We start from the raw sequence: 24,186 nt of genomic DNA, 5'->3' as shown, positions 1-24,186 counted from the left end.
GGAACGGCCGGGATGCGAAAACACCGAAGGCCGCCCCTCGGGCGGCCTTCGCGAAGTTTTGCGTACGCGCAGTCAGTGGGCCGCCGGATGAGCGGTCCACCACCAGTTCTGGTTCGAGTGCGCAAACATGCGCCGCACCCTACCCCATGCCGCGCCGTCCACCCCACCCGTGCCCCGCCTATGATCACCTTCTGCTTTGGCATGTTCCGGACGGGACATGTCGCGTTCACCTACTGGAAGGGTGCATGTGGCACTCATACGGAGATTCAAATCCCTTGCGGTCATTACCGCGACAGCCGCTGTGTTCGCCGGGCTCACCGGACAGTCCGCGGTCGCCGACGGCGCGGTCGTGTCGAAGATGACGCTGGGCACCGACCAGTTCAAGATGACCGACACCGACTACACGTCGGACACGAACAACCTCTACAACAACGTCCTGACGAACCACGTCAACCTCTCGGACGTCGTCACCACCGACTTCACGAAGGACTCGTCCGGGGCCACCGACACCTGGATGAACCTGCGCTCCATGCGCTCCTGTACGGGTGACGAGACGAAGGCGCTGCCGCCCGTCACCAAGAAGGTCGCCTGGTGCTGGTCCTCGGCGCACGCCGACGACACCACGCCGCGCTGGTTCCCGCAGGGCATGAGCACCACCGGCAGCGCGGACGGCGGCGACGGGGCCATCCAGGGCAAGCACGTCACGGCGGTCGTCTGGCACTACAAGACGTTCAAGACCAACGCGGCCGGCGACCTCGAGGCCAATGACGGCTGCAAGACGAACAACCTGCTGAAGCTCAGCTTCATCGACCGGGACACCGGCAAGTACCGCCACGTCCTGCTCGCCGAGCCGACCAGCAGCGGTTCGAACTTCAAGTTCGTCACCGGCCATGGCGGCGGCATCGCCTGGTACGCGAACTACATCTACGTCACCGACACGGCCCACGGCATCCGGGTCTTCGACATCAACAAGATGGCGAAGGTCGACACCTACGGCTCCGGCCTCAACTCGTACGGCGTCAGCGGTGGCAAGTCCAGCGCCTGCGGCTACCCGTACGTGCTGCCCGAGGTCCACTACTACCAGCAGTCGGGCACGCCGGACTCCTGCGCCACCGACGCGGGCGACGGGACGCCGGACGCGCAGCAGCTCTGCTACTCCTGGCTCTCCCTCGACAAGACCGGCGGCTCCCCGTACAAGCTGGTCACCGGCGAGTGGTACGGCTCGGCGACCGGCGCGCGCGTGGTGCGCTACCAGCTCAACCCGACGAGCGCCTCGACCTACCCGGGGCTGCTGAACATGTCCGGCGGCAAGACCGTGATCCAGGACGCCTACGTGACCGGCGGCTATCTGGGCCTCCAGGGCGGCATGAGCTGGACGGACAGCTCGGGTCTGCTGAACTTCGACTTCAGCAAGGGCTGCGGCACCAAGCCCGCCGTGTTCTCGCACACCTGGGTGGGCGACACCCGGGCCGTGACCAGCTGCGGCTCCGGCGGCAACTGGGCGGTCGGCTCGCCGCAGGCGCTCAGCTACTGGCCGAAGCTCGACACCACCCAGGTGGACGAGCTGTGGGGGCTGACGGAGGGCATCTGCGCCGGCACCTCGCTGCGGGCCTCCTACCCGTACGAGTTCCCGGCCGTCTCGGAGGCCGGCAACGCCTGCGACGGCTACAACGCCTCGGCGAACCTGTCGCTGCGCTCGGTCTTCGCCGTCGGCTTCACCGACTCGGCCGTGCAGAACCTGCACTGACGTACGACGGCCGCTAGCGGTCACCCACGCTCCGGCGGGGACTCGGATCCAGGCGCTCCAGGGCGTTCCGGGCCCCGCCGGGGTTCCGTCGATCGAGCGCGGCCCGTCTCAATTGATGAGCATGTGAAGGGACGCCCGACACGACCCCGTAATGTTGACGTCGTGACCGTGAACGCTAAGACCAGCCCCGGCGCTGGCAACACCTGGCGAGACCTGCCCGCGGCGCAGCAGCCCGAGTACCCCGACCCCGAGGCTCTGCGCGCAGTGATCGCGGACCTCGAGTCGTATCCGCCGCTCGTCTTCGCGGGCGAGTGCGACCAGCTGCGCGCCCGGATGGGAGCCGTCGCCAAGGGCGAGGCGTTCCTGCTCCAGGGCGGTGACTGCGCCGAGGCCTTCGACGCCGTGTCCGCCGACCACATCCGCCAGAAGCTCAAGACCCTGCTCCAGATGGGTGCCGTGCTCACGTACGCGGCCTCCGTCCCGGTCGTGAAGGTCGGCCGGATCGCCGGCCAGTACTCCAAGCCGCGCTCCAAGCCGACCGAGACCCGCGACGGCGTCACCCTGCCGACCTACCGCGGCGACTCCGTCAACGGCTTCGACTTCACCGAGACGGCCCGCGTCCCGGACCCCGAGCGCCTGAAGCGGATGTACAACGCGTCCGCCTCGACGCTCAACCTGGTGCGCGCCTTCACCACCGGCGGCTACGCCGACCTGCGCCAGGTGCATGCCTGGAACCAGGACTTCGTGAAGTCGTCGCCGTCCGGGCAGCGCTACGAGCAGCTCGCGCGGGAGATCGACAACGCGCTGAACTTCATGCACGCCTGCGGGGCCGACCCGGAGGAGTTCAAGACCGTCGAGTTCTTCTCCTCGCACGAGGCGCTGCTGCTCGACTACGAGTCCGCCCTGACCCGGGTCGACTCGCGTACCGGGCAGCTGTACGACGTCTCGGGGCACATGGTGTGGATCGGTGAGCGCACCCGCCAGCTGGACGGCGCGCACATCGAGTTCGCCTCGAAGATCCGCAACCCGATCGGCATCAAGCTCGGCCCGACGACGACGGCCGAGGAGGCGCTTCAGTACATCGACCGTCTCGACCCGGAGCGCGAGCCGGGCCGGGTGACCTTCATCGTCCGCATGGGCGCCGACAAGGTCCGCGACAAGCTCCCCGAGCTGGTCGAAAAGGTCACGGCGTCCGGTGCGGTGGTGGCCTGGGTGACCGACCCGATGCACGGCAACACCTTCGAGGCGGCCTCCGGCCACAAGACCCGCCGCTTCGACGACGTGCTCGACGAGGTCAAGGGCTTCTTCGAGGTCCACAAGGCGCTGGGCACGCACCCGGGCGGCATCCATGTGGAGCTGACCGGCGACGACGTCACCGAGTGCGTGGGCGGCGGCGACGAGATCTTCGTCGACGATCTGCACCAGCGCTACGAGACGGCCTGCGACCCGCGTCTGAACCGCAGCCAGTCCCTCGACCTGGCGTTCCTCGTCGCGGAGATGTACCGCGACCAGTAGCCGCGTCGGGTGCCACCGGCACATGAAGTGGGGCGCGGATCACATACGATCCGCGCCCCACTCCACTTTTGCGGGTCCTGTGCGACGGGTAAGGTTAGGTTTGCCTCACCGATCAATCGGGACGGCAAGACTGATCGATCCCGTCGGGAGGTGAACCAGGTGTACGTCTGCAGTTGCTTCGGCATCACCGAGCAGCAGGTCAAGCAGCACGCGGAGAACGGTGCCTGCACCCCCCGCCAGATAGCCTCCGCCTGCAAGGCGGGCACCGACTGCGGTTCGTGCGTACGCCGGATTCAGGCGCTTCTGGGCCGGGGTGCGTGCCCCCGCCGCGAGCTGGCCGACCAGGGCGCGCCGGTGCTCTCCGAGATCAGGGATGCCGCCTAGCTCTCCGGCTGCTCGATGAGCTGCGAGAGGTAGAGCGCCTCACCGAGCTTGTCCACCAGTTCCAGCTGGGTGTCCAGGTAGTCGATGTGATGCTCCTCGTCCGCGAGGATCGACTCGAAGATGTTCGCGGACGTGATGTCGCCCTTCTCCCGCATCACCTTGATGCCGCGCCTGAGCCGGTCGATCGCCTCGACCTCGATCTGCCGGTCGGCCTCGAACATCTCCCTGACGGTCTGCCCCACGCGCACATGGAAGAGCCGCTGGTAGTTCGGCAGTCCCTCCAGGAAGAGGATGCGGTCGGTGAGCACCTCCGCATGCTTCATCTCGTCGAACGACTCGTGCCGCGTGTACTTGGCGAGCTTGTACCACCCGAAGTTCTCCTGCATCTTCGCGTGCAGGAAGTACTGGTTGATCGCGGTCAGCTCGCCGGTGAGCTGCTCGTTCAGGAATTCGATGATCTCGGGGTCGCCCTGCATCGCGCGGGCTCCTTCCAGGCGGGACTGGCGGGTTGCGCCGCATGATTGCACCGGCACCGAAAGGCGTCCAGTAAGTTCACACTTAGTACGAGTTGTCCGAATTGGACCCGGGCTGGTCATGTGCACCCTCCGGGGTCTGTCAGGATGGAGTCATGGGTCATCCGGCGGAGCGCGCATCTGGAGAAGCAGTACGGAACGAGCTTCCGCCGGGACAGCGACTGCAGCGCGGCTGGCCGGTCACGCACTACGGGCCCGTGCCGAAGTTCCGCCCCGAGCGCTGGGAATTCAGGGTCTTCGGCGCCACCGCGGACGGCGAGAAGCACTGCTGGAGCCACGAGGACTTCACGGCCCTGCCGTACGCGACCGTCATGGCCGATCTGCACTGCGTCACGAAGTTCAGCATGGTCGGGGCCGAATGGGGCGGCATTCCGGCCCGGACGATCCTGGGGATCGCCCCGCCCGCGCCGGCCGTCACCCATGTCATGGTCTGGGCCGAGTACGGATACAGCTCGAACCTGCGTCTCGCCGACTTCGCCTCGGACCGTACGATCTTCGCCACCCACAAGGACGGCGAGCTGCTCACCGCGGAACACGGATTTCCGCTGCGCCTGATCGTTCCGCATCTGTACGCCTGGAAGGGTCCCAAATGGGTCCGCGGCATCGAGTACATGATCGCCGACCGGCGGGGCTTCTGGGAGGAGCGCGGGTACCACAACATCGGTGACCCGTGGAAGGAGCAGCGGTACTCCTACCAGGAGGAGCCCGGGGAGGGCCCCGAGCTCTGATCCCGGTGCGGTACGTCAGTGGTGGTACTGGTGCACCACGGCGTGCCCCTTGCCGCGGCCGATCATCCACTTGTTGACGGGTGTGGTGATCAGGAAGGCGAGGGCGAGCGAGACCGCGAGCGCGCCCCAGAACAGCAGGTCGTCGAGGTGCGCGTCCATCGCGGACGGCCACAGCGCGATGACGCCGTTGTCGATCATCTCCATCACGGCGATGGACAGGGTGTCGGCGGCGAGGGCGACGCGGAAGGCGGTCCCGAAGTCGACGCCCGCCTTGAGGACGCCGCGCAGGGTGAGCGAGTAACCGAAGACAAAGGCGAGTGCGATCGCCAGGATCATGGTCGGCAGATTGCCCCACCCGAACGCGGTGCCGATCACCATGCCGAGCACCTCGCCGATGGCACAGCCGGTGAGGCAGTGGAGCGTTGCCTGGGCGGCGGTGGACCAGGTGACCTTGCCTGTGCCGTGCCCATGGCCGTGTCGGTGGTGGTGCTCGTGACCGTGCTGGTGGTCGTGCTCGTCGGCGTGCGCTGTGTGGTCTGTGTGCGCCGTGGTGTGCGCCTCGTGCTGCATGGCCGGCCCCCAATGCCAGGTAACGGTTCCTGTCACTGCACGGGAACCATATACCCCCCGGGGGTATTCCTCCAGAGGTCGGCCTCAGCCGTCCCGAAGCTTCTTCAGCCGTTCCACGTCCGCCGCGTGCCCCTCCTTGCCGCCGGGTGTCTCGATGATCAGGGGCACGCCCTCGGTGGCCGGGTGGGTCATCAGCGCGCGGAACGGGTCCTCGCCGATATGGCCGGAGCCGATGTTCGCGTGACGGTCCCGATGGGCGCCGACCATCTCCTTGGAGTCGTTGGCGTGGATCAGCTTGAGCCGTCCCTCGCCGACGGTGTCCACCAGCAGGTCCAGCGTCCGGTGCATTCCGTCCGGCCCGGTCAGGTCGTGCCCGGCGGCGAAGATGTGGCAGGTGTCGAGACAGACGCCCAGCCGGGGGTGTGCGTCGAGAGCCTCGAAGTACGGTCCAAAGTCCCAGGTGCGGGAGCACAGCGAGGCGCCCTGGCCCGCGGTCGACTCCAGCAGGAGGTACGGGTCGTCGTCGTGCGTCAGCTCGTCCAACAGGGGCAGCAACTGCTCGCGCACCTGCCTCAGCGCGACGGCCCGGTCCCGGCCGCCGGTGGCGCTCCCGGTGTGCACGACGACGCCGAGCGCCCCGATCTCGCGGCCCCGCCTAAGCGAGTGCCGCAAGGACTCCACGGACCTCTCGACCGTCGCCTCGGTGTGCGAGCCGAAGTTGATCAGGTACGGCGCATGGACGTACGCCGGGATCGACTCGGCGGCACACGCGGCCCGGAACTCCTCGTCCTGCCGTGGATTGCCGGCGGGCGTCGCCCAGCCGCGCGGATTGGCGACGAAGACCTGCACGGTCTCGGCCTTCAGGTCGCGTGCGTAGGTCAGCCCGACGGAGTTCAGACCGCCGGCCACGGGGACATGACCGCCGACGGGATTACGGGAGACGCCGGACATGCCGAGGGCGCCACGGGACTGCTGAGTGCTCACCCCCCAAGGGTGTCACGTGGTCCCGGGCGCCCTGTCGGCCGGTCTTGGCGGTTAGCCTGTCGGCCGGTCGGGGCGGCGTGCCTGCCCGGTCTTCGGCTGTATCCGTCAGCTGTCTGCCGTCAGCTGTCTGCCGTCAGCGGATCTTGAGCGTGATCGTCGACCCCTTCGGCGCCTTCTCGCCGCCCTTCACCGACTGGTTCTTCACCGTGTCCCCGAACAGGCCCAGCAGCCCACGGGACTCCTCGACCTGGAAGCCCGCCGCCTCCAGGGTCTTCTTCGCGTCGTCGACGTTCTGACCGACCACGTCCGGGACCACGACCTGCTCGCGGCCCTTGGAGATCGTCAGCGTGACCGTGTCGCCCTCGCCGGCCTCCTTGCCCGCGCCCGGCGACTGCCGGGCCACCTGCCCGGCGTCGAACTCCGAGGTCACCTGCGTGTCGGCGATCTTCACTTGCAGTCCCGCGTCCTGCAACTCCGTCTTGGCGTCGTCGATGGAGGCACCGGTGACGTCGGGCACCTCCACCGGGCTGCCCTTGCTGACGACCAGCGCGATCGCCGAACCGCCGTGTCGCTCGGTACCCGCCACCGGGTCCGTGCCGATCACGAAGCCCCTGGGCACCTCATCGCTGAACGCGCGCGTCACCATGCCCGGGACGAGGTTCGCCTTCTTCAGCCGTTGCTGCGCCGCGTCCAGCGCGTAGCCCTTCACATCAGGCACCTGCGTTGTCTCGGGGCCGTCCGAGAGGGTCAGCGTCACCGAGTCGTGGGAGCGGACCCGCGCGCCCGGCGCCGGGTCGGTGCTGATCACCGTGCCGCGCTTCACCGTGTCGCTGTAGGCGTGCTTGACCTTCTTGACCTCGAGTCCGGCCGACTTCAACCGCTCCCGCGCCTGCGCCTCGGTCTTTGCCAGCAGTGGCGGGACCTTGGTGAACTGGCCGGAGTTGATGTACCAGACGCCCGCGCCGATGCCGAACACCACCAGCACGGCGACGACGAGCGCGAGCAGCCCGCTCCGGGGGCGCGCGGAGCGCCGAGGGGGCTCGGGCGGCGGCGTCTCCAGCCGGCTCGTCCGGTTGAGTACGAGCTCCTGGTCCTCGCCCGCCGGGTTGACCGGAAGCAGGCGCGGGATCACGCTCGTCCGGTCCTCGGCGTTGTCGTGTTCCGAGGTGACGGCCTGCGGCGGTACGGCGTCCAGCTGCTCGTCGGTGAGCGCGCTGCGCGCCTGGAGCACCTGGCCGAGCAGCGCCACCGCGTCGTCCGGGCGCAGCCGGGGGTTGCGCGCGGTCGCGGACGCGACCAGCTCGTCGAGTTCGACGGACAGCCCCGGCACGGCGGCCGACGGCGGCGGGACGTCCTCGTTCAGGTGCTGGTAGAGCACCTGGGCGGGGGAGTCGCCGTGGTGCGGCCTGGCGCCGGTGAGCATCTCGTAGAGGACGACCCCGCACGCGTACACATCCACCCGGGGGTCGGCCGTGCCGTGCTCGATCTGCTCCGGGGCGAGGTACGAGACCGTGCCGAGGACGGCGCCCGTCGTGTTCGTGACGGTGTCCACGGCCCGGACCAGACCGAAGTCGGCCACCTTGACCCGGCCGTCGTCCCCTATCAGGACGTTCTCCGGCTTCATGTCGCGGTGCACGAATCCGGCCCGGTGCGCGGCACCCAGCGCGGCGAGCACCGGCTCCAGGATGTCCAGGGCGGCGCGCGGCTGGAGCGCCCCGCGCTCGCGCAGGACGTCACGCAGAGTGCACCCGGCGACGTACTCCATGGCGAGGTAGACGTACGACCCGTCGGCGCCCTGGTCGAAGACCTGCACCACGTTGGGATGGGCCAGCCGGGCGACCGACTTGGCCTCGCGTATGAAGCGCTCGACGAACGAGACGTCGGCGGCCAGCGTCGGGTGCATCACCTTGAGCGCGAGAACGCGGTCGAGGCGGGTGTCCACGGCCCGGTAGACCGTGGCCATCCCGCCGACCGCGATGCGCGCGTCGACGCGATAGCGGCCGTCGAGCACCTGCCCGACGAGAGGGTCCTGAAGGGTCGTATCCACGCAGGCGAGTCTACGAGGGAGCACTGACGGTCCCACCTGTTACGGCGCCACCGGGCGCGACTGCAGCCGACCTGTGACGCACCTTGCACCCGTACCGCGGCTCCGGGCGGGGCTCGCTCAGAACGCCGGCCGCTCCGGGTCCAGCCGGGCGATGCCCTCCGCGGGTGACGACGCCTGAGCGAAGTGCCGGCGGGGAATGCGGCCCGCCCGCCGTGCGAGCCGTCCCGCCTCCACCGCGTGCCGCATGGCCTCCGCCATCAGGACCGGTTCCTGCGCCCGCGTCACCGCCGAGGCGAGCATCACGCCCGCGCACCCCAGCTCCATCGCCAGCGCCACGTCCGACGCCGTACCCGCGCCCGCGTCCAGGATGACCGGCACGCGCGCGTGCTCCACGATCAGCTGGAAGTTGTGCGGGTTGCGGATGCCGAGCCCCGAGCCGATCGGCGAGCCCAGCGGCATGATCGCGGCGCAGCCGACGTCCTCCAGCCTGCGCGCGAGGACGGGGTCGTCGTTGGTGTACGGCAGCACGGTGAACCCGTCGTCGACCAGGGTCTCGGCCGCCTCCAGCAGCTCGATCGGGTCGGGCAGCAGGGTCCGCTCGTCGGCGATGACCTCCAGCTTGACGAGATCCGTGCCGAGCGCCTCCCGCGCGAGACGGGCGGTCAGCACGGCCTCGCCCGCGGTGAAGCAGCCCGCCGTGTTGGGCAGCACCCGGATGCCGAGCCTGTCGAGCACCGAGAGCACCGAGCCGTGCACGGAGGCGTCGACGCGCCGCATCGCGACCGTCGTCAGCTCCGTACCGGACGCCACCAGTGCCCGCTCCAGCACGTCGAGGCTGGGCGCACCGCCGGTCCCCATGATCAGCCGGGACGAGTAGGTCCTACCACCGAGGACGAAGGGATCGTCGGCCATGGGTCAGCCTCCTTGGACGGCGGTGAGGACCTCGACGCGATCCCCCTCGGAGAGGGACGTCGACGGCCACTGCGCGCGTGGGACGACGGTTTCGTTGAGTGCGGCGGCCACGCCCGAGGGGGCCGCGGTGAGGGTCCTCACCAGCGTGTCGAGAGCGGTGCCGGGAGCGACCTGCCGGGCCTCGCCGTTGACCGAGATGTTCATGCGGGCTGCTCCATGAGTGCGGCGGCGAAGCGCCGGGGGCTGAAGGGGCGGGCTTCGTCCGGCAGTTCGCCGGTGGTGAGGACGTGCGCCATGGCGTCGCCGGTGACCGGCGTGAGCAGGACCCCGTTGCGGTAGTGCCCGGTGGCCAGCAGCAGGCCGTCCAGTGCGGTCGGGCCGAGCAGCGGCGCGTTGTCCGGGGAGCCCGGGCGCAGCCCCGCCCGCGTCTCGATGAGCGGCAGCTCGGTGATCCCGGGAACCAGCTCGTGCGCGTCCCGCAGCAGCTCGTACACCCCGCCGGCGGTGACCGTCGTGTCCCAGCCCAGCTCCTCGGTGGTCGCGCCGACGACCAGCTCGCCGCTCTCGCGCGGCACCAGATAGACCTGGCTGCCGCGGACCACGGCGCGCACCGTACGGCTCAGGAAAGGCGCGTACCGCTTCGGTACGGTCAGCCGCAGTACCTGCCCCTTCACGGGGCGCACGGGCGGCAGGACCTCGTCCGGGACGCCCGCGAGCCGTCCACTGAGGCTGCCCGCGGCGAGCACGACCTGCCCCGCGGCGAGGTCGGTGCCGTCGGTGGTCCTGACCCCGGCGGCCCGCTCCCGCAGGAGGGTGAGCCGTTCGGCCCACACCCGGTGGAAGACGACCCCGGCGCGCTCGCACGCCGCCACGAGGGCCGCGGCGAGCCGGCGCGGATCGACCTGATGGTCGCCGTCGACCCGGAGCCCCCCGCGCACACCCGGCGCGAGCATCGGCTCCAGACGGCGGCACTCCCGCCCGTTCAGCCACTCCGACTCCAGGCCCGACTGCTGTTGCAGGGCGTGCAGTTCGCGCAGATGGGCGCGGTCATCTGCGTCGAGCGCCACGGCGAGCGTGCCGCACCGGCGGTAGCCGAGGTCCTGGCCGGTGAACGCGGTCAGCTCGGCGGCGAAGTCCGGGTAGCGGCGCGCGGACTCCAGGTTGAGGCCGAGCAGCGTCTGCTCGCCGTAGTGCAGTTCCGTGACGGCGGCGAGCATCCCGGCGGCCACCTGGGCCGCCCCGCCCCCGGGCTCCGGGTCCACCACGGCGGTGGTGAGCCCGCGCTGCGCCGCCCGCCACGCGGTCACGAGACCGATGATCCCGCCCCCGATGACAAGGACGTCCGACGTACATGAAGACGGCATGGGCGTCCAGCCCCTCCCTTCGCCGGCATGACCCGGATCAGGTTCGTACGGTCGGAGGCCGTCCAGCCTCCCTCTCAGCCCGGTACGTCCGGGCTCCCGCGAGTGCTTGTACGTTGGCCACCCTAGCCCGTGCCGTTTGCCTCAGTAAGGGAGCCTCCGCTCATGGCCCGTTCGCTCGACGGTCTCGTCCTCGCCCCGGTCGCGGACCAGGCACCGGGTCAGGTCGGCACCCGCACCCGGTTCGTCTACCACGAGCGGGACGGCGAGATCTGGGCCGAGTACGCAGGCGGTGACGTCGTACGCGGTCATCTGGTGGGTACCCGGGAGGGTGACCGCCTCGACTTCCGGTACGTGCAGCTCAAGCACGACGGGACCACCTCGTCCGGGCACTGTGCGTCGCAGGTCGTGGAGCTGCCCGACGGCCGCGTGCGCCTGGAGGAGACCTGGGAGTGGGAGTCGCAGCCGGGCAGCGGTACGAGCGTTGTGGAGCAGGTCACTCAGCACGCCCGCTGACTGGCGAATTGTCAGCTGTCTATGGTGATCAGGTGAGCGAGCAGACGCAGGCACGGAGCGATTCGGCACGGCGCGTCGTCGTCGTGGGAGCGGGCATGGCCGGGGTGCAGACCGCGGTCGCCCTGCGGGAACAGGGCTTCACCGGCGGCGTGACGCTGATCGGTGCGGAGCCGCACCAGCCGTACGACAGGCCACCGCTGTCCAAGGCCGTGCTGCTCGGCAAGGCCGAAGGGTCGGCCTTCGACGTCGACTTCGAGGCCCTGGACATCGAAGTCCGGCTGGGCTGCGAGGTTCTCGGTGTACGCCCCGGCGAGCATGAGCTGGACACCGCCGAAGGCCCCGTCCCGTACGACGTGCTGGTCCTCGCGACCGGTGCGGAACCGATCCGGCTGCCGGGCGCGGAGGGCATCCCCGGGGTGCATCTGCTGCGCACGCTGGACGACGCCGAGCGGTTGCGGCCGGTTCTCGCCCGGCAGCACGACATCGTGGTCGTGGGCGCGGGCTGGATCGGCGCCGAGTTCGCCACCGCCGCGCGGGAGGCGGGTTGCGCGGTGACGGTGGTGGAGGCCGCGGACCGGCCGCTCGCGGGTGCGCTGCCCGCGGAGGTGGCCGCGCCGATGACGAACTGGTACGCGGACAGCGGGGCCGAGTTGCGCACCCACGCGCGCGTGGAGCGCATCGAGCCGGGGGCCGTGGTGCTCGACGACGGCTCGCGGGTGCCCGCGGACGCGGTGGTCGTCGGTATCGGGGCACGTCCGGCCACGGCGTGGCTCGCCGGCTCGGGTGTCGAGCTGGGCGTCCACGGCGAGGTGCTGGCCGACGAGCATCTGCGCACGTCGGTGCCGGACGTGTACGCGGTGGGGGACTGCGCGTCCTTCCCGTCGGGGCGCTACGAGGAGCGTCTGCTGGTCCACCACTGGGACAACGCCCTCCAGGGCCCGCGCACGGTGGCCGCGAACATCATCGGGCAGTCGCCGGCGGCGTACGACCCGGTGCCGTACTTCTGGTCGGAGCAGTTCGGCCGCTTCGTCCAGTACGTGGGCCACCACAGGGCAGCCGACACGACGGTGTGGCGCGGGGATCCGCAGGGTGCGGCCTGGTCGGTGTGCTGGCTGCGTTCCGGCCGCCTGGTGGCCCTCTTGGCCGTGGGCCGCCCCCGGGACCTGGCCCAGGGCCGCCGCCTGATCGAATCGGGCATCCCCATGGACCCGTCCCTCCTGTCGGACCCGTCCCGCCCGCTGAAGGAGGCGACGGCGTGAGAGCACCCAGGGCGCGTTCCTGATGGCTCTTGCAGGGGTGGGTCAGGGCCGTAGGGGCACCTGGGGGCACCTTCTTGGCGTAAGGGGGCCGTTGCGGCGTAGAGATCCCTGTTCGGCGTAAGGGAGTAAGGGACCGTCCGGGTGTGACGGCGCGGCCGAATTCGCCCCCGCGGTGATGGCGGCGCCCCGAAAGGACGGAGCCGACCCCTTTCCGCCGCGATTTTTTGCCGCGATGGCGACAACCCGACGGCGGAGCCGAGCTCTTTCCCACGGTGAGGACGGGTGCCCGGCCGGCGGAGCCAGGTCTTTTCCCGCCGCGACGGCGAGAACCCCGACGATGCGGTCCGGCGGTGCGACGCAACCGCGCCGTGCAACCGCACCCCACCAGCCAAGGCGTCACGCACAGTAACCATCGCACCCGGCGGTGCAACCCCCCGGCGACCCCGCCGGAGGCGCTCGGCTTCCGACTGTCAGTCCGGGATGGCACGCTTGGTCCCGTGACCGAGATTGACGCAAAGATTGATGCTCTCGTCCCCGCGTGGCTCACCCTCCCCGACATCGCCGAAGCGCTCGGCGTCGAGGTGACCCGTGTGCGGCAGCTGGTCAAGGAGGGCCAGCTCATCGCCGTACGCCGTGGTGAGAACCGCGCGCTGCACGTCCCCGCCCCCTTCATCGACGGGGACAAGGTCGTCAAGGGCCTGACCGGCACCCTGACGCTCCTGCGGGACGACGGCTTCACGGACGAAGAGATGCTGGAGTGGCTCTTCACCCCTGACCCGACCCTGCCCGGCACCCCCGCGCAGGCCCTCAGCGAGAATCGCGGCACGGAGGTGAAGCGCCGCGCGCAGGCGCTCGCCGTCTGATCCGATCCGAGAACAACCGTCCGGCGTACGGGCCGCGGTCCACGGGCCACGGCTCCGGCCGACCGCGTCCATCGCGGCCCGTACGCCACCGAATCACGGGGGACCACGTGCCCGACACCGCCCGCACCGCCCGGCTCGCCGACGCCCGTGTCTACCTGTGCACGGACGCCCGTAAGCGCCAGGGCGACCTCGCCGAGTTCCTCGACGCGGTCCTCGCCGGCGGCGTCGACATCGTGCAGCTGCGCGACAAGGGCATGGAGGCCGCCGAGGAACTGGAGCACCTCCAGGTCTTCGCCGAGGCCTGCGCCCGCCACGGGAGGCTGCTGGCGGTGAACGACCGCGCGGACGTCGCCCACGCCGCGGCCTCCGACGTCCTGCACCTCGGTCAGGGCGACCTTCCGGTCCCCGCGGCCCGCGCCGTCCTCGGCGACGACGTCCTGATAGGCCGCTCCACGCACTCCGAGGCGGAGGCCGAGGCCGCCGCCGTCCAGGAGGGCGTGGACTACTTCTGCACGGGCCCCTGCTGGCCCACCCCCACCAAGCCCGGCCGCTCCGCCCCCGGACTCGGCCTGGTACGCCACACCGCCGCCCTCGGTACCGACCGCCCCTGGTTCGCCATCGGCGGCATCGACCTCGGCAACCTGGACGAGGTCCTGGAGGCCGGCGCCCGCCGCGTGGTCGTCGTACGCGCGATCACGGAGGCGGACGACCCGGGCGCGGCGGCGGCGGAGTTCGCCAAGCGGCTGCGCTCGGCCTAGGCCCTGTCGTCAAACTCCCGCCTGCCCCGCGACGCCATGCACGCTCCCACAAGCTCTTCGAGCAGGGGGGACCCCCACTCGCCGCACCGGGCGCAGACCCAGTTACATCCAGTACGAGGGTCAGCGCCCGGCACGCCGAGAGCACGCACCTGACGCCGCAGGACCCGCCCTTCGGGCGGACGACGGGAGTTTGACGACAGGACCCAGCCTGGCCCGCTCTGTCCGATAGGTGGACAACAGGGCGACAATTCGGGCAAATATCAGCCATCCGGTTGGGTGACCGCCTCGCCGTGGCTAACCTGCGACTATGGCCCTCGGAACCGCATCGACCAGGACTGACCGCGCACGCACGGTGCGCGACATCCTCGCCGCCGGCAAGACGACGTATTCGTTCGAGTTCTCGGCACCGAAGACCCCCAAGGGTGAGCGGAACCTGTGGAGCGCGCTCAGGAGGGTCGAGGCGGTCGCCCCCGACTTCGTCTCGGTGACGTACGGCGCGGGCGGTTCCACGCGCGCGGGCACCGTCAAGGAGACCCAGCAGATCGTCGTCGACACGACGCTCACGCCGGTCGCCCACCTCACCGCGGTCAACCACTCCATCGCGGAGCTGCGCAACATCATCGGCCAGTTCGCGGACGCCGGGATCCGCAATATGCTCGCCGTCCGCGGCGACCCGCCCGGCGACCCCATGGGCGAGTGGGTCCGGCACCCCGAGGGCCTGACCTACGCGGCCGAACTCGTCCAACTCATCAAGGAGTCGGGCGACTTCTGCGTGGGCGTCGCCGCCTTCCCCGAGATGCACCCGCGCTCCGACGACTGGGACACGGACGTCGCGCACTTCGTCGACAAGTGCCGGGCCGGCGCCGACTACGCGATCACGCAGATGTTCTTCCAGCCGGAGTCGTACCTGCGCCTGCGTGACCGGGTCGCCGAGGCCGGCTGCGCGACCCCGGTCATCCCCGAGGTCATGCCCGTCACCAGTGTGCGGATGCTGGAGCGGCTGCCGCAGCTCAGCAACGCCGCCATCCCCACCGCTCTGAAAGACCGGATCCTCACAGCCAAAGACGATCCGGCGGCTGTACGCTCGATTGGAATCGAGTTTGCCACGGAGTTCTGCGCGAGGCTGCTGTCCGAGGGAGTCCCCGGACTGCACTTCATTACACTCAACAACTCCACGGCGACGCTGGAAATCTACGAAAATCTGGGTCTGCACCATCCGCAGCAGGCCTAGACCGGCCGCACCCGCATACGACACACTGCGTAGCGGCCACTGGGAGAGGGGCGTACATGGGCTGGACGGTCCTCTACATCGCGTTCGGCATCGTCGCGCTGTGGCTGCTCGGCGAGGTGTTGCTGCAGTACAAGGCGCGCTTGCGCTGGCGGCTGTTGGCGTTCGTCGGCTTCCTCGGCGTCGTGCTGGGCGTGCTGATTCCTTCCGTGGTGGTCATCGGGCTGGGCGCGGCCGCGTTCGCGGTGGGGCAGACCTACGTCACGCTGTCGTTCCGGCGCGGTTTCGCCGAGGGCTGGGCGGTCGGCAACCGCACACGCGAGGAGGGCGGCGGCGGCAGCAAGCGCCGCCGTGGCGAGGCGCCCCTCCAGGAAGAGGCGCCGGAGGTCCCCGACCCGGAGTCGACCGATGCCGGAACGTACCGGCAGGACGACGCGTACCGCGACAACGACAATGACGACGATGTCTTCAACCGCCCGCAGCCCGCGGAGACCGCGGCCGAGGCGACCGCCGTCTACGAGCCGCAGCCCCTGCCCGAGGAGACCGGTTCCTACGGCGTCTACTCCGAGGCGGCCTACGCGGCGGCGGCCGACCAGTCCTACGCCGGTGCCGGCCAGACCCAGGACCAGCAGGCCTACGCGTACGACGGCTACTCCGGATACGGCCAGCAGCAGTACGGCTACGACAACGGCCAGCAGCAGTACGCCGGCTACTCCGACCCGTACCAGGGCGCGCAGACCTATGGCGGCGGCTCGTACGACACCTCGTACGGCGGCCAGCAGCACTACGGCCAGCAGGCGTACGGCCAGCAGGCGTACGGCCAGGACCAGTACGCCACCGGCACGTACGGCGAGACCCCGCCCGGTGGTGTCTGGGTTCCCCAACAGCGCACCACCGACGACGCGTTCGGCGGCGAGCTCCCGCCGGAGCAGCCCTACCCCTACCAGGGCAACGGCACGCCTAACGGGAACGGGTACGACGAGCAGTACCGCTTCTGATCGGCCGCCGTCACGATCGTCCGAGGGCCCGGCGCCGACCGCCGGGCCCTCGTCGTATCACCGACCACCCCGGCATCCTCACTGCGAGCCGCGGAAGTCCGGTCCCTCCACGATGAGTCCGGCGACCAGGGCGCCCGACATTCCGGCGTGCGGGAGACCGCCGCCGGGGTGGGACCAGCCGCCGACCGTGAACAGGCCCGGGATCCGGGTGTTGTTGGACGGTTGCAGCAGACGGCCGTCGGCCGCGGCGAGAGCCGGTGCCGGGATCGCGCCGCCGGCCACGCCGGTGTCCTCGGCGATGTCGGCGGGGGTGCGCACCTCGTGCCACAGGACGCGGTCACGGAGGCCGGGTATCGCGCGCCCGGCGGCTTCGAGGATGTGGTCCACGTCGGACTCGGAGGCGCTCGAACCCGACGGCACCGTGACCGTCAGCGTGACCGCCTCGTGCCCGGCGTCGGGCACCAGCGCGGGGTCGTCCGGGCGCAGCACCGTCACCGTCGCGCCGGTCGGCAGCCCGGCGGAGTGCCCGAAGAGCCGGTCCAACTCGCCCTCGCGGTCGGCCGCGTGGACCACCGTCCGGTGCGCGGCACCCTCGGGCCGGCCACCACGCAGCGCCAGCAGTACCGTCAGCCGGCTGGGCATCCCGCGCTGCGGTGCCACCTCACCCCCACCCCGCGCGGCGGCCGCCCCCGGGACCACGCGGTCGAGAACGCCCGGCGCGACCCCGGCCACCACATGGTCCGCCTCCGCAACCGAACCTCCCCCAGAGCCAAACGCCTGGGAGGTGCCCCCAGCCAGCTCCACCCCGGCCACCCGGCCGTCCTTCTCGACGATCCCGGTGACCTCGGCGCCGAAGACGAATTCGACCTTCCGCTTCACGCAGCGCTCGTACACGGCACGCGCCAACTCCCGCATCCCCCCGCGCACATACCAGGTGCCGAAGGCGTGCTCCAGATACGGCAGCACGGCCGCGCTCGCCGGAGTGGTCCGCGGATCCAGGCCGTACGCCAGGGCGTGGCTCTCCAACAGGGCCACAAGCCGCGGGTCGCGCAGCTCCCAGGCGCCGACCTCGGCGAGCGTGCCGGCCCGCCGGGTGCGCAGCAGCTTCTTGTGCGGCACCGCCGGATACGGCTCGCGCTCGGCCAGCACAGACCAGTTGGGCCACAGCGGCTCCTCCAGGAGCGGCCGGCGCGTGCGGTCCCAGGCCTCGCGCGCCCGTACCAGGAAGTCTCCCCAGCGCTCGCCCGCGCCCTCGCCGAGCGCCACGTCCAGCGCCGACACGACGCCCGCGCGCGACGCGTTCGGCAGCGAGACCTCCGTGCCGTCCGCGAAGACGTGCCGCGCCGACGGGTCCACCTGGACCAACTCGACGCAGGCCTCCAGCGGCTCCTTGCCCGTCTTGACGAACAGATCGCGGTAGACCGCGGGCAGCGGCAACAGGCCCGGTCCCGTGTCGAAGGAGAAACCGTCCCGCGCGAAGCGGCGCAGCGCACCGCCGTACGTCTCCGTACGTTCGTACACCACCACCCGGTGGCCCGCGACGGCCAGCCGGGCGGCGGCCGCCATCGCGCCCATCCCGGCGCCGATCACCGCAATCCGTGCCATGCCAGCGACTTTATAGGCCGCCACCGACAATCCACCCACGCCCCTGTGACCAGCGCTTTCGCCGGGTCCGTCGAGCCGTTCCACCCCGGCCGGGGAGTACCGGAACGGACGCGGTCGTCACCAGCCGGCCTCGGAGTGCTCTGGGGGTGAGCGCGTAGGTCTGAGTATCCGTACCTAGTCGGTGAGATGAGTACGCGCGCGGATGGGGTCCGACCTGCGCGAACGAGAGAGTGGAGACACGGAAAGGGGCACGGCTCCGGCACCGCCGACACGGGGCGGCGGAACGGTGCCCGCCCTTGTCCGCTCCTTCCGTCGGCCCGGTTCGGCGGAAGCGAGACACGGGGAGACCCGGGGGAATGACCGAACGGGGGTCACGGGGGCACGGGGGAGTACGACGGAGCGCCGGTTCGGGACGGCCCGCGGGGGACGCGGCCGACCCGGACCGGCGCTTTCGTCTGTCGACCGCGCTACCGGCCGCCGCTCACGCGCCCCTGGAGCAGCCGCGACAGCGCCGCGTGGACATCGTCCAGAGAGCGCTCCGGCTGGAACGACTGCCAGTCCAGGGCCGCCACCAAGACCATGCCGACCAGCGCGGCCGCCGTGAGCGGGATGTCGATCTCGTCGCTGAACTCGCCGTTCGTCACGCCCTCGCGCAGCACGTCCTCGATGACCGCGACGACCTGCTGGCGGACCACCATCAGCGTGGACTGCCAGGCCCGGTTGGTGCGCCACAGCTCGGCCACGTACAGCTGGGTGAAGGCCGGGTAGCGGGCGATGAAGCCGAGTCCCGCGCGGATCATCGCGTCCAGGGCGTCCACCTTGGTGCCGCCGGCCAGGGCGGTCTTCTCGGCCGCCTCCCGCAGGGAGGCGGTGAGGAGTCCCACCCCGTGCCGCAGCAGCTCCTCGAAGAGAACGGACTTGCTCGCGAAGTTGTAGTAGACCGTGCCCTTCGCGACGCCGGCCCGCTCGGCGATCTCGTCGACGGTGGTGGCGGAGAATCCCTGCTCCGCGATGAGGGTGACGGCTGCCTCGTAGAGTTTCTGCCGGGTCGCCTCGCGGCGGCTCGAGACGCCTCCCGCGGCGGCACTGCTGCGTTCCATGGCGTTGATTGTCACAGGAGCGGCCGGGTGCGCGGGCACAGGCCCGGTTGCGGTCGTCACAGGCTCAGCTCCGGGTGCAGCCGGTCCAGGGTCCACACCTGCTTGCGACGGGCCGACAGGGCGGTGAGCGCGACGGCGCCCGCGGTGAACGCCGCCAGCACGGCACATGCCTGCCACACCGGTCCCAGGCCGCCTCCCGTGATCAGCCTCCTGAGGGCCTCGACGATGTAACTCATCGGCAGGAAGGGGTGGATCGCGTTGAAGAAGCCCGGACTGGTCTGCACGGGATACGTGCCGCCCGCGGACGTCAGCTGGAGCATCAGCAGGGCGAGGACGAGGATCCGGCCCGCCGCTCCGAAGCGTGCGTTCAGCCACTGGACGAGCGCGGCGAAGCACGCCGTCACCAGGAACAGGAAGCCGATCGTCCCCGCCGCGTGCGCCATCTGAAGTCCGATCGCCCAGTGCAGCACCGCCATGAGGGCGGCCGTCTGGAGCACGCCCACGGCGGCCACCGGCAGCCAGCCCGCCAGCGCGATCCGCCAGGCGGAGGCGCCCGCGGCGAGCGCGCGCCGGTTCAGCGGCGGGATCAGCATGTACGCCACCATCGCGCCCACCCACAGCGACAGCGGGATGAAGTACGGGGCGAAGCCGGTGCCGTAGTTCGGCGCCTTGTGCAGGTCCTGGGAGGCGAGCTGCACCGGGTCGGACATGACCTGCGTGCGCTGATCGCGGTCCTGTTTGTCGTAGTCGGGGATCTTCCCCGCACCGTCGTGCAGTCCGCCGGCGAGCTTTCCGGAACCGTCGACGAGCTTGTACATGCCGCCGTTGAGGTCGATCGCGCCCGACTTCAGCTTGCCGACGCCCGTGTCCAGATCGGCCGCGCCGGTCGTGGCGGTGCCGAGTCCGGTGTGCAGTTTCGTGGCCCCCGCGGCGACCTGTGTGGCGCCCTTGTCGAGCGCGTTCACCTTGGCGACCGCGTCGTCGAGGTCCTCGGAGAGGTGCGGCGCCGCCTGGGCGAGCGCTCGGGCCTGTCGCTGGAGGGTCTTCAGGTCCTTCCGCAGGGCGGTCGTGTCGCCGTGGTAGTCCCGCACCACGGTGTTCACGTCCTTGGCGAGTCGTGCCGCGTCCGCCGCGGCGTCCTTCGCCTTCTTGAGGTCGTCGCACGCGAGGTCGGGCACGAGCTGGTGCACACAGCGCTTCGCGTAGACCGCTTCCAGGGTCTCGGACGCTTTGCGGGTGCCGCTCTCCGCGAGCGGGGCCGTGGTGACGAACGCGTCGAGGTGGTCGCTGATCACGCCCGCCGAATCGGCCACCAGGGTCGCGGTGTCGGCGATCTGCCTGCTGTTCTTCTTCAGGAAGGGCCGCACCTGGTCGGCCGCGCCGTTCACCCGGTCGGCCAGCGCCCGGGTGCCGTCCGCGACCTGCCGCGCACCGTCCTGGAGGTCGCCCGCGCCCGTGTTGAGCTTCCTCAGGCCGCTCGACAGCCTTCCGCTGCCCTTCTTGGCCTCCTTGAGCCCGTCGGCGAGGTCCTTGGAGCCCTTCTCCGCCGTGCCGAGCCCGCCCGTGAGCCGGTCGGCCCCCTCTGCGGCCCGCACGGTCGCCCCGTGGATGTCCGAGAACGAGATGAAGATCCTGTCGAGGAACGACCGCGACGCCTTCGTGGAGGCCGCCGTGCGTACCTCGTTGAACACCGTGCGGGAGATCTGCCCGACGATGTAGTTGTTCGCGTCGTTCGTACGCACCTGGAGGGCGCCCGTCTCGGGGGAGTCCCCGGAGCTGGAGGCGATCCGCTCGCTGAAGTCGGACGGCATGGTCAGCGACATGTAGTAGGTGCCGTTCTCGACGCCCTTCCCTGCCTCGGCGGCGCTGACCTCGTGCCACTCGAAGGTGTCGCTCTCGCGCAGCCCCTTGGCGATGTCGTCGCCCACGGTGATCCGCCGGCCGGCGGCCGTCGCCCCCTTGTCGTCGTCGACGAGCGCCACGGGGATGCGGTCGAGCCGCCCGTACGGGTCCCAGAACGACCACAGGTACAGGGCGCCGTACAGCAGTGGCAGAAGCAGGAGCGCGGCCAGCGCCGCGCGCGGCAGCTTCCCCCTGCCGAAGCGCCTGAGTTCAAGCGCGGCCAGCTTCGGCGAGCGCATCCGCCGTCTCCTTGTCGTCTTCCACGTCGTCGTGCTTCACGTCGTCGTGCTCCGCGTCGTCTTCTTCGACGTCGTCGTCATGCGCGTCGTCGGCGGGCGCTGTCGATAACCGTGCCGCCGACGCCCGTGCCGCCGACGCCCGTGCCGTCGACATCGGTGCCGTCGACACAACGACGGCGTCCTCGGGGGCCTGACTGCACACCGCGATGACCGTGGTCCCGGCCTGGGTGAGGGACCTCAACAGGTCCCAGGCCGCGGCCCGGTCGGCGGCGGAGAGCTTGAGGTCGGTGTCGTCGACGGCCAGCAGCCGGGGACGGCCGACCATGGCCAGCGCCACGGACAGCCGCAGGGTCTCCAGGCGCTCAAGGTCGCGTACGGCGGTCCGGGAGCCCTTCGGGAGGGCCGCCAGGTCGAGTCCGGCGGCGGCGAGGGCGGTGTCGATCCGCGACTCGGTCTCGACGGCCCGTTCCGAACGCGGCCGCAGCAGCGTGCGCAGGGAGTCCCCGAACCGGCTCTCCAGCAGGGCGCGTTCGCGCAGGTGCTCCCCGACGGTGAGCGCCGGGTCGAGATCGGTGACCCCGGGCACATACGCGAGCGCGCTGATCCGGCGCACGGCCGACATGCCCTTGGGCAGCCCGTGCGGGCCGACCGTCGCCCGCCCCTCGCTCGGCTTCATCCGCCCGGTGAGCGCGAGCAGCAGACAGGTCCGCCCGGAGCCCGAGGGCCCCTCGATCGCGATGAGCGAGCCAGGCTCCGCCTCGAAACCGACGCTTCGGAAGGCCCAGCCGCGCGGCCCCTTCAGCCCGAAGTCCGCGGCCGCGACGGCGACCCCGGCCGTCGGCTCTGACACGTCCATCCCCCCTCGCTTCCCCTGCACGGGCACCCCGGTCAGGGCCGCCCGCTTCCCTCTTTTGAACTGACTGGTCAGTGCAAAAACTACTCCGAACCCCTGAGCGAAGCAAAAGCCCAGGTCAGAACGGATTGTCAGTGGCATACCGCACGATGGGCACATACGGCACCCCGTATCAGGGCGTGCCGTCACACAGACGACAGGAGGTTCGTCATGGCCAGCTATCACGCAGCCGCCGCACCCCGGCGCCGCGCCACCGGCCCTGCCCCCTCACTGACCGGCCCGGCGAGCGATGTGCACCCCGTGCTGCGCCGGGCCACGGCCCCGCCCGCCGCACTCGACCTGCTCGCCCAGGCCCGCGCCGGACTCGACGAGGCGGCCCTCCTCGAAACGCCCAACGAGCGGTACGCGACAGCTCATCTGGCGGCCCTGCGCACGGCCGCCGCCGTACTCGCCGCGCGCGGCCGCCCGGAGCCCACCGCCCGGCGCCGCGCCAAGATCAGGAGCGCCTGGGAAGTGCTCCCCGAGATCGCGCCCGAACTCACCGAGTGGAGCGCGCTGTTCGCCTCCGGCGCCGCCCGTCGCGCCCGTGCCGAGGCCGGCATCAAGGGCGCGGCCGGCACCCGCGACGCTGACGACCTGATACGGGAGGTGGCGATGTTCCTGCGCCTGGTCGAGCGCATGCTGGGACTCCAGCCGGTCCTGCCGCAGCCACGGCAGGAGGAGGAACGGGGGATGCCCGACGCGGGGTGAGACGCAGGGGCGTTGACCGGGCCGGGCACGGGGTCGAGCCGCGTCGAGCCGGGTCGAGCCGGGTCGAGCCGGGTGGGTCATGGGCCGGGCGCGTCGTGGGCCGGGGTAGGTCGGGGCCCTCGCCATCGGCGGGGCGGGGTTTCGCGGCGGAGCGTGGGCCACCAGGCGTGGCTGACCGGGGACGTGAGCCGCGCTGACCGGGGACGTGAGCCTGCTCGGAGCTGATGTCCTCCGTACGCCGCCCTGCGGCGCAAGGCGGGGCGCGGCGGCGCGTTGTTCGACGGGCGGACAGGACGTCGGTCACGGTGACGGAGGCAATAGGGTGGAGACGTCCTGAGCCTTTCGCCTGGTACCGAGGGCGGGAAGGCCGTTCGATCGCTCCGCCCCACACCAGGCGGTGCCGCGCCGAGGAGTCAACTGCCGTGTCGGACCCGATGCGCCCCCGCGCCTCCCTCCGTACCGCCGTGGTCTGGGAGGTCCTCAAGGACGCCCTCGACCGCCGCGTCAAGGCCACGGGGCGGGACGTGCTGGACGTCCTCGACACCGGCGGCGGCAGCGGTAACTTCGCGGTGCCCGTCGCCCGCCTCGGCCACCGTGTCACCGTCGTGGACCCCAGCCCGAACGCACTGTTCGCACTGGAGCGCCGGGCCGCCGAGGCCGGTGTCGCCGACCGGGTACAGGGCGTTCAGGGTGACGCCCACGGCCTCTTCGACGTGGTCGAGCGCGGCGGCTACGACGCGGTGCTGTGCCACGGCGTCCTGGAGTACGTGGACGACCCGGCCGAGGGCGTCCGCAACGCGGTGGACGCGCTGCGCCCCGAAGGCGTTCTCAGCCTGCTTGCCGCCGGTCTCGGCGGCGCGGTGCTCGCGCGGGCCCTCGCCGGGCACTTCAAGGAGGCCAAGCAGGCGCTGGAGGACCCGAACGGCCGCTGGGGCGCGGGCGACCCCGTGCCGCACCGCTTCACCGCGGAACAGCTCACCGCGCTCGTCGAGGACGCGGGCCTGCGCGTAGCTGCCGTGCACGGCGTCCGGGTCTTCGCGGACCTCGTCCCCGGCGTCCTGGTGGACACCGAGCCGGGCGCCCTGGAGGCGCTGCTCAAGCTGGAGGCCGCGGCCGCCGAGCTTCCCTCGTTCCACTCCGTGGCCACGCAGCTCCATGTCCTCGGCGAGACCAGGGAAGCAGCCGAGGCCTGAACGCCTCCGGCGGGAGAGCCGGAGGAGCGCGCCGCTGATCAGCGGCTGGGCGGCGGATGGAGTACGCCACAGGCCCCCCGATCGGGCGATCCGAGCCGTATGATCGAGGGAGACCTTCCGGCATGACGGGTCGGCCGCTGG

At 71.0% G+C, this 24,186-nt stretch carries 24 protein-coding genes and 1 riboswitch; of the genes, 12 read left to right on the top strand and 12 right to left on the bottom strand.

What is annotated here, in order from left to right; translation table 11 throughout:
• Positions 1–72 precede the first annotated feature (72 nt).
• Positions 73–129 carry a trp operon leader peptide gene (locus tag Q2K21_RS35915; protein WP_101392327.1) on the bottom strand — a complete coding sequence of 19 codons (57 nt, stop codon included), beginning with the start codon at positions 127–129 and terminating at the stop codon, positions 73–75.
• Between the two features lie 172 nt (positions 130–301).
• Between Q2K21_RS35915 and Q2K21_RS26735 the strand changes: the two genes are divergently transcribed.
• The 3 genes from Q2K21_RS26735 to Q2K21_RS26725 all read left to right on the top strand — a co-directional run bounded on the left by Q2K21_RS26735 (position 302) and on the right by Q2K21_RS26725 (position 3,646).
• Positions 302–1,747 carry a hypothetical protein gene (locus Q2K21_RS26735; RefSeq protein ID WP_310775834.1) on the top strand — a complete coding sequence of 482 codons (1,446 nt, stop codon included), beginning with the start codon at positions 302–304 and terminating at the stop codon, positions 1,745–1,747.
• 162 nt (positions 1,748–1,909) lie between these two features.
• Positions 1,910–3,262 (top strand): class II 3-deoxy-7-phosphoheptulonate synthase, encoded by a 1,353-nt coding sequence (locus Q2K21_RS26730; RefSeq protein ID WP_310775832.1) that lies wholly within the window; start codon positions 1,910–1,912, stop codon positions 3,260–3,262.
• 159 nt (positions 3,263–3,421) lie between these two features.
• Complete coding sequence (locus Q2K21_RS26725; protein WP_310781267.1) at positions 3,422–3,646, top strand: (2Fe-2S)-binding protein; 225 nt, start codon at positions 3,422–3,424, stop codon at positions 3,644–3,646.
• Here the strand turns inward: Q2K21_RS26725 and bfr are convergent.
• On the bottom strand, positions 3,643–4,122 hold the full coding sequence (bfr, locus tag Q2K21_RS26720; RefSeq protein ID WP_310775830.1) for a bacterioferritin: 480 nt from the start codon (positions 4,120–4,122) through the stop codon (positions 3,643–3,645). The genes Q2K21_RS26725 and bfr overlap by 4 nt on opposite strands.
• A gap of 152 nt (positions 4,123–4,274) precedes the next feature.
• Here bfr and Q2K21_RS26715 point away from each other — a divergent pair, with 152 nt between their 5' ends.
• Positions 4,275–4,907 (top strand): sulfite oxidase-like oxidoreductase, encoded by a 633-nt coding sequence (locus Q2K21_RS26715; protein ID WP_310775828.1) that lies wholly within the window; start codon positions 4,275–4,277, stop codon positions 4,905–4,907.
• A gap of 15 nt (positions 4,908–4,922) precedes the next feature.
• Here the strand turns inward: Q2K21_RS26715 and Q2K21_RS26710 are convergent, their stop codons facing one another.
• The 6 genes from Q2K21_RS26710 to thiO form a co-directional block, all read right to left on the bottom strand.
• The gene (locus Q2K21_RS26710; protein ID WP_310775826.1) at positions 4,923–5,477 is read right to left on the bottom strand and encodes a DUF4396 domain-containing protein; all 555 of its coding nucleotides are present in this window, start codon (positions 5,475–5,477) and stop codon (positions 4,923–4,925) included.
• 84 nt (positions 5,478–5,561) lie between these two features.
• Complete coding sequence (locus tag Q2K21_RS26705) at positions 5,562–6,428, bottom strand: deoxyribonuclease IV (RefSeq protein ID WP_310781263.1); 867 nt, start codon at positions 6,426–6,428, stop codon at positions 5,562–5,564.
• Positions 6,429–6,594: 166 nt separating this feature from the next.
• Positions 6,595–8,508, bottom strand: coding sequence for a Stk1 family PASTA domain-containing Ser/Thr kinase (gene pknB / locus Q2K21_RS26700; protein ID WP_310775824.1), 1,914 nt, complete (start codon positions 8,506–8,508; stop codon positions 6,595–6,597).
• A 117-nt stretch (positions 8,509–8,625) separates the two neighbouring features.
• On the bottom strand, positions 8,626–9,420 hold the full coding sequence (locus Q2K21_RS26695) for a thiazole synthase (protein WP_310775822.1): 795 nt from the start codon (positions 9,418–9,420) through the stop codon (positions 8,626–8,628).
• A gap of 3 nt (positions 9,421–9,423) precedes the next feature.
• Entirely contained in the window at positions 9,424–9,624 is a 201-nt protein-coding gene (gene thiS, locus Q2K21_RS26690) for a sulfur carrier protein ThiS (RefSeq protein WP_310775820.1), read from the bottom strand.
• On the bottom strand, positions 9,621–10,784 hold the full coding sequence (gene thiO / locus Q2K21_RS26685) for a glycine oxidase ThiO (protein WP_310775818.1): 1,164 nt from the start codon (positions 10,782–10,784) through the stop codon (positions 9,621–9,623). The genes thiS and thiO overlap by 4 nt, the downstream gene beginning before the upstream one ends.
• A riboswitch (TPP riboswitch) is annotated at positions 10,782–10,894 on the bottom strand. It overlaps the preceding gene by 3 nt.
• Positions 10,895–10,946: 52 nt before the next feature.
• Between thiO and Q2K21_RS26680 the strand changes: the two genes are divergently transcribed.
• The 6 genes from Q2K21_RS26680 to Q2K21_RS26655 all read left to right on the top strand — a co-directional run bounded on the left by Q2K21_RS26680 (position 10,947) and on the right by Q2K21_RS26655 (position 16,403).
• Positions 10,947–11,297, top strand: a complete 351-nt coding sequence (locus Q2K21_RS26680; RefSeq protein WP_310775816.1) for a hypothetical protein — start codon at positions 10,947–10,949, stop codon at positions 11,295–11,297.
• Positions 11,298–11,329: 32 nt separating this feature from the next.
• Positions 11,330–12,556, top strand: coding sequence for an NAD(P)/FAD-dependent oxidoreductase (locus tag Q2K21_RS26675; protein ID WP_310775814.1), 1,227 nt, complete (start codon positions 11,330–11,332; stop codon positions 12,554–12,556).
• Positions 12,557–13,053: 497 nt separating this feature from the next.
• A complete protein-coding gene (locus Q2K21_RS26670) occupies positions 13,054–13,419 on the top strand; it encodes an Rv2175c family DNA-binding protein (protein WP_310775812.1) in 366 nt (121 codons plus the stop codon).
• Positions 13,420–13,526: 107 nt separating this feature from the next.
• Positions 13,527–14,177 (top strand): thiamine phosphate synthase, encoded by a 651-nt coding sequence (thiE, locus tag Q2K21_RS26665; RefSeq protein ID WP_310775810.1) that lies wholly within the window; start codon positions 13,527–13,529, stop codon positions 14,175–14,177.
• Positions 14,178–14,484: 307 nt separating this feature from the next.
• A complete protein-coding gene (gene metF / locus Q2K21_RS26660; RefSeq protein WP_310775808.1) occupies positions 14,485–15,408 on the top strand; it encodes a methylenetetrahydrofolate reductase [NAD(P)H] in 924 nt (307 codons plus the stop codon).
• Between the two features lie 56 nt (positions 15,409–15,464).
• On the top strand, positions 15,465–16,403 hold the full coding sequence (locus Q2K21_RS26655; protein WP_310775806.1) for an SCO2102 family sporulation regulator: 939 nt from the start codon (positions 15,465–15,467) through the stop codon (positions 16,401–16,403).
• A 78-nt stretch (positions 16,404–16,481) separates the two neighbouring features.
• Here Q2K21_RS26655 and Q2K21_RS26650 read toward each other — a convergent pair whose 3' ends face one another.
• From Q2K21_RS26650 to Q2K21_RS26635, 4 genes are all read right to left on the bottom strand, one after another.
• Positions 16,482–18,008 carry a phytoene desaturase family protein gene (locus Q2K21_RS26650; protein WP_310775804.1) on the bottom strand — a complete coding sequence of 509 codons (1,527 nt, stop codon included), beginning with the start codon at positions 18,006–18,008 and terminating at the stop codon, positions 16,482–16,484.
• A 467-nt stretch (positions 18,009–18,475) separates the two neighbouring features.
• Entirely contained in the window at positions 18,476–19,108 is a 633-nt protein-coding gene (locus tag Q2K21_RS26645) for a TetR/AcrR family transcriptional regulator (protein ID WP_310775802.1), read from the bottom strand.
• A gap of 56 nt (positions 19,109–19,164) precedes the next feature.
• A complete protein-coding gene (locus Q2K21_RS26640) occupies positions 19,165–21,249 on the bottom strand; it encodes a YhgE/Pip domain-containing protein (RefSeq protein ID WP_310775800.1) in 2,085 nt (694 codons plus the stop codon).
• Complete coding sequence (locus Q2K21_RS26635) at positions 21,221–22,105, bottom strand: ATP-binding cassette domain-containing protein (protein ID WP_386276087.1); 885 nt, start codon at positions 22,103–22,105, stop codon at positions 21,221–21,223. Before Q2K21_RS26635 ends, Q2K21_RS26640 begins: the two co-directional genes overlap by 29 nt.
• A gap of 207 nt (positions 22,106–22,312) precedes the next feature.
• On the opposite strand from Q2K21_RS26635, the gene Q2K21_RS26630 reads away from it, so the two are divergent.
• A complete protein-coding gene (locus tag Q2K21_RS26630; RefSeq protein WP_310775796.1) occupies positions 22,313–22,852 on the top strand; it encodes an SAV_6107 family HEPN domain-containing protein in 540 nt (179 codons plus the stop codon).
• A 422-nt stretch (positions 22,853–23,274) separates the two neighbouring features.
• The gene (locus Q2K21_RS26625; RefSeq protein WP_310775794.1) at positions 23,275–24,045 is read left to right on the top strand and encodes a methyltransferase; all 771 of its coding nucleotides are present in this window, start codon (positions 23,275–23,277) and stop codon (positions 24,043–24,045) included.
• Positions 24,046–24,186 lie beyond the last annotated feature (141 nt).

The sequence above is a fragment of the Streptomyces sp. CGMCC 4.7035 genome, assembly GCF_031583065.1.
GTDB classification, from domain to species: Bacteria; Actinomycetota; Actinomycetes; order Streptomycetales; family Streptomycetaceae; genus Streptomyces; species Streptomyces yaanensis.
Note: the sequence above shows the minus strand (reverse complement) of the source record. Positions and strands in the feature narration are given on the sequence as shown.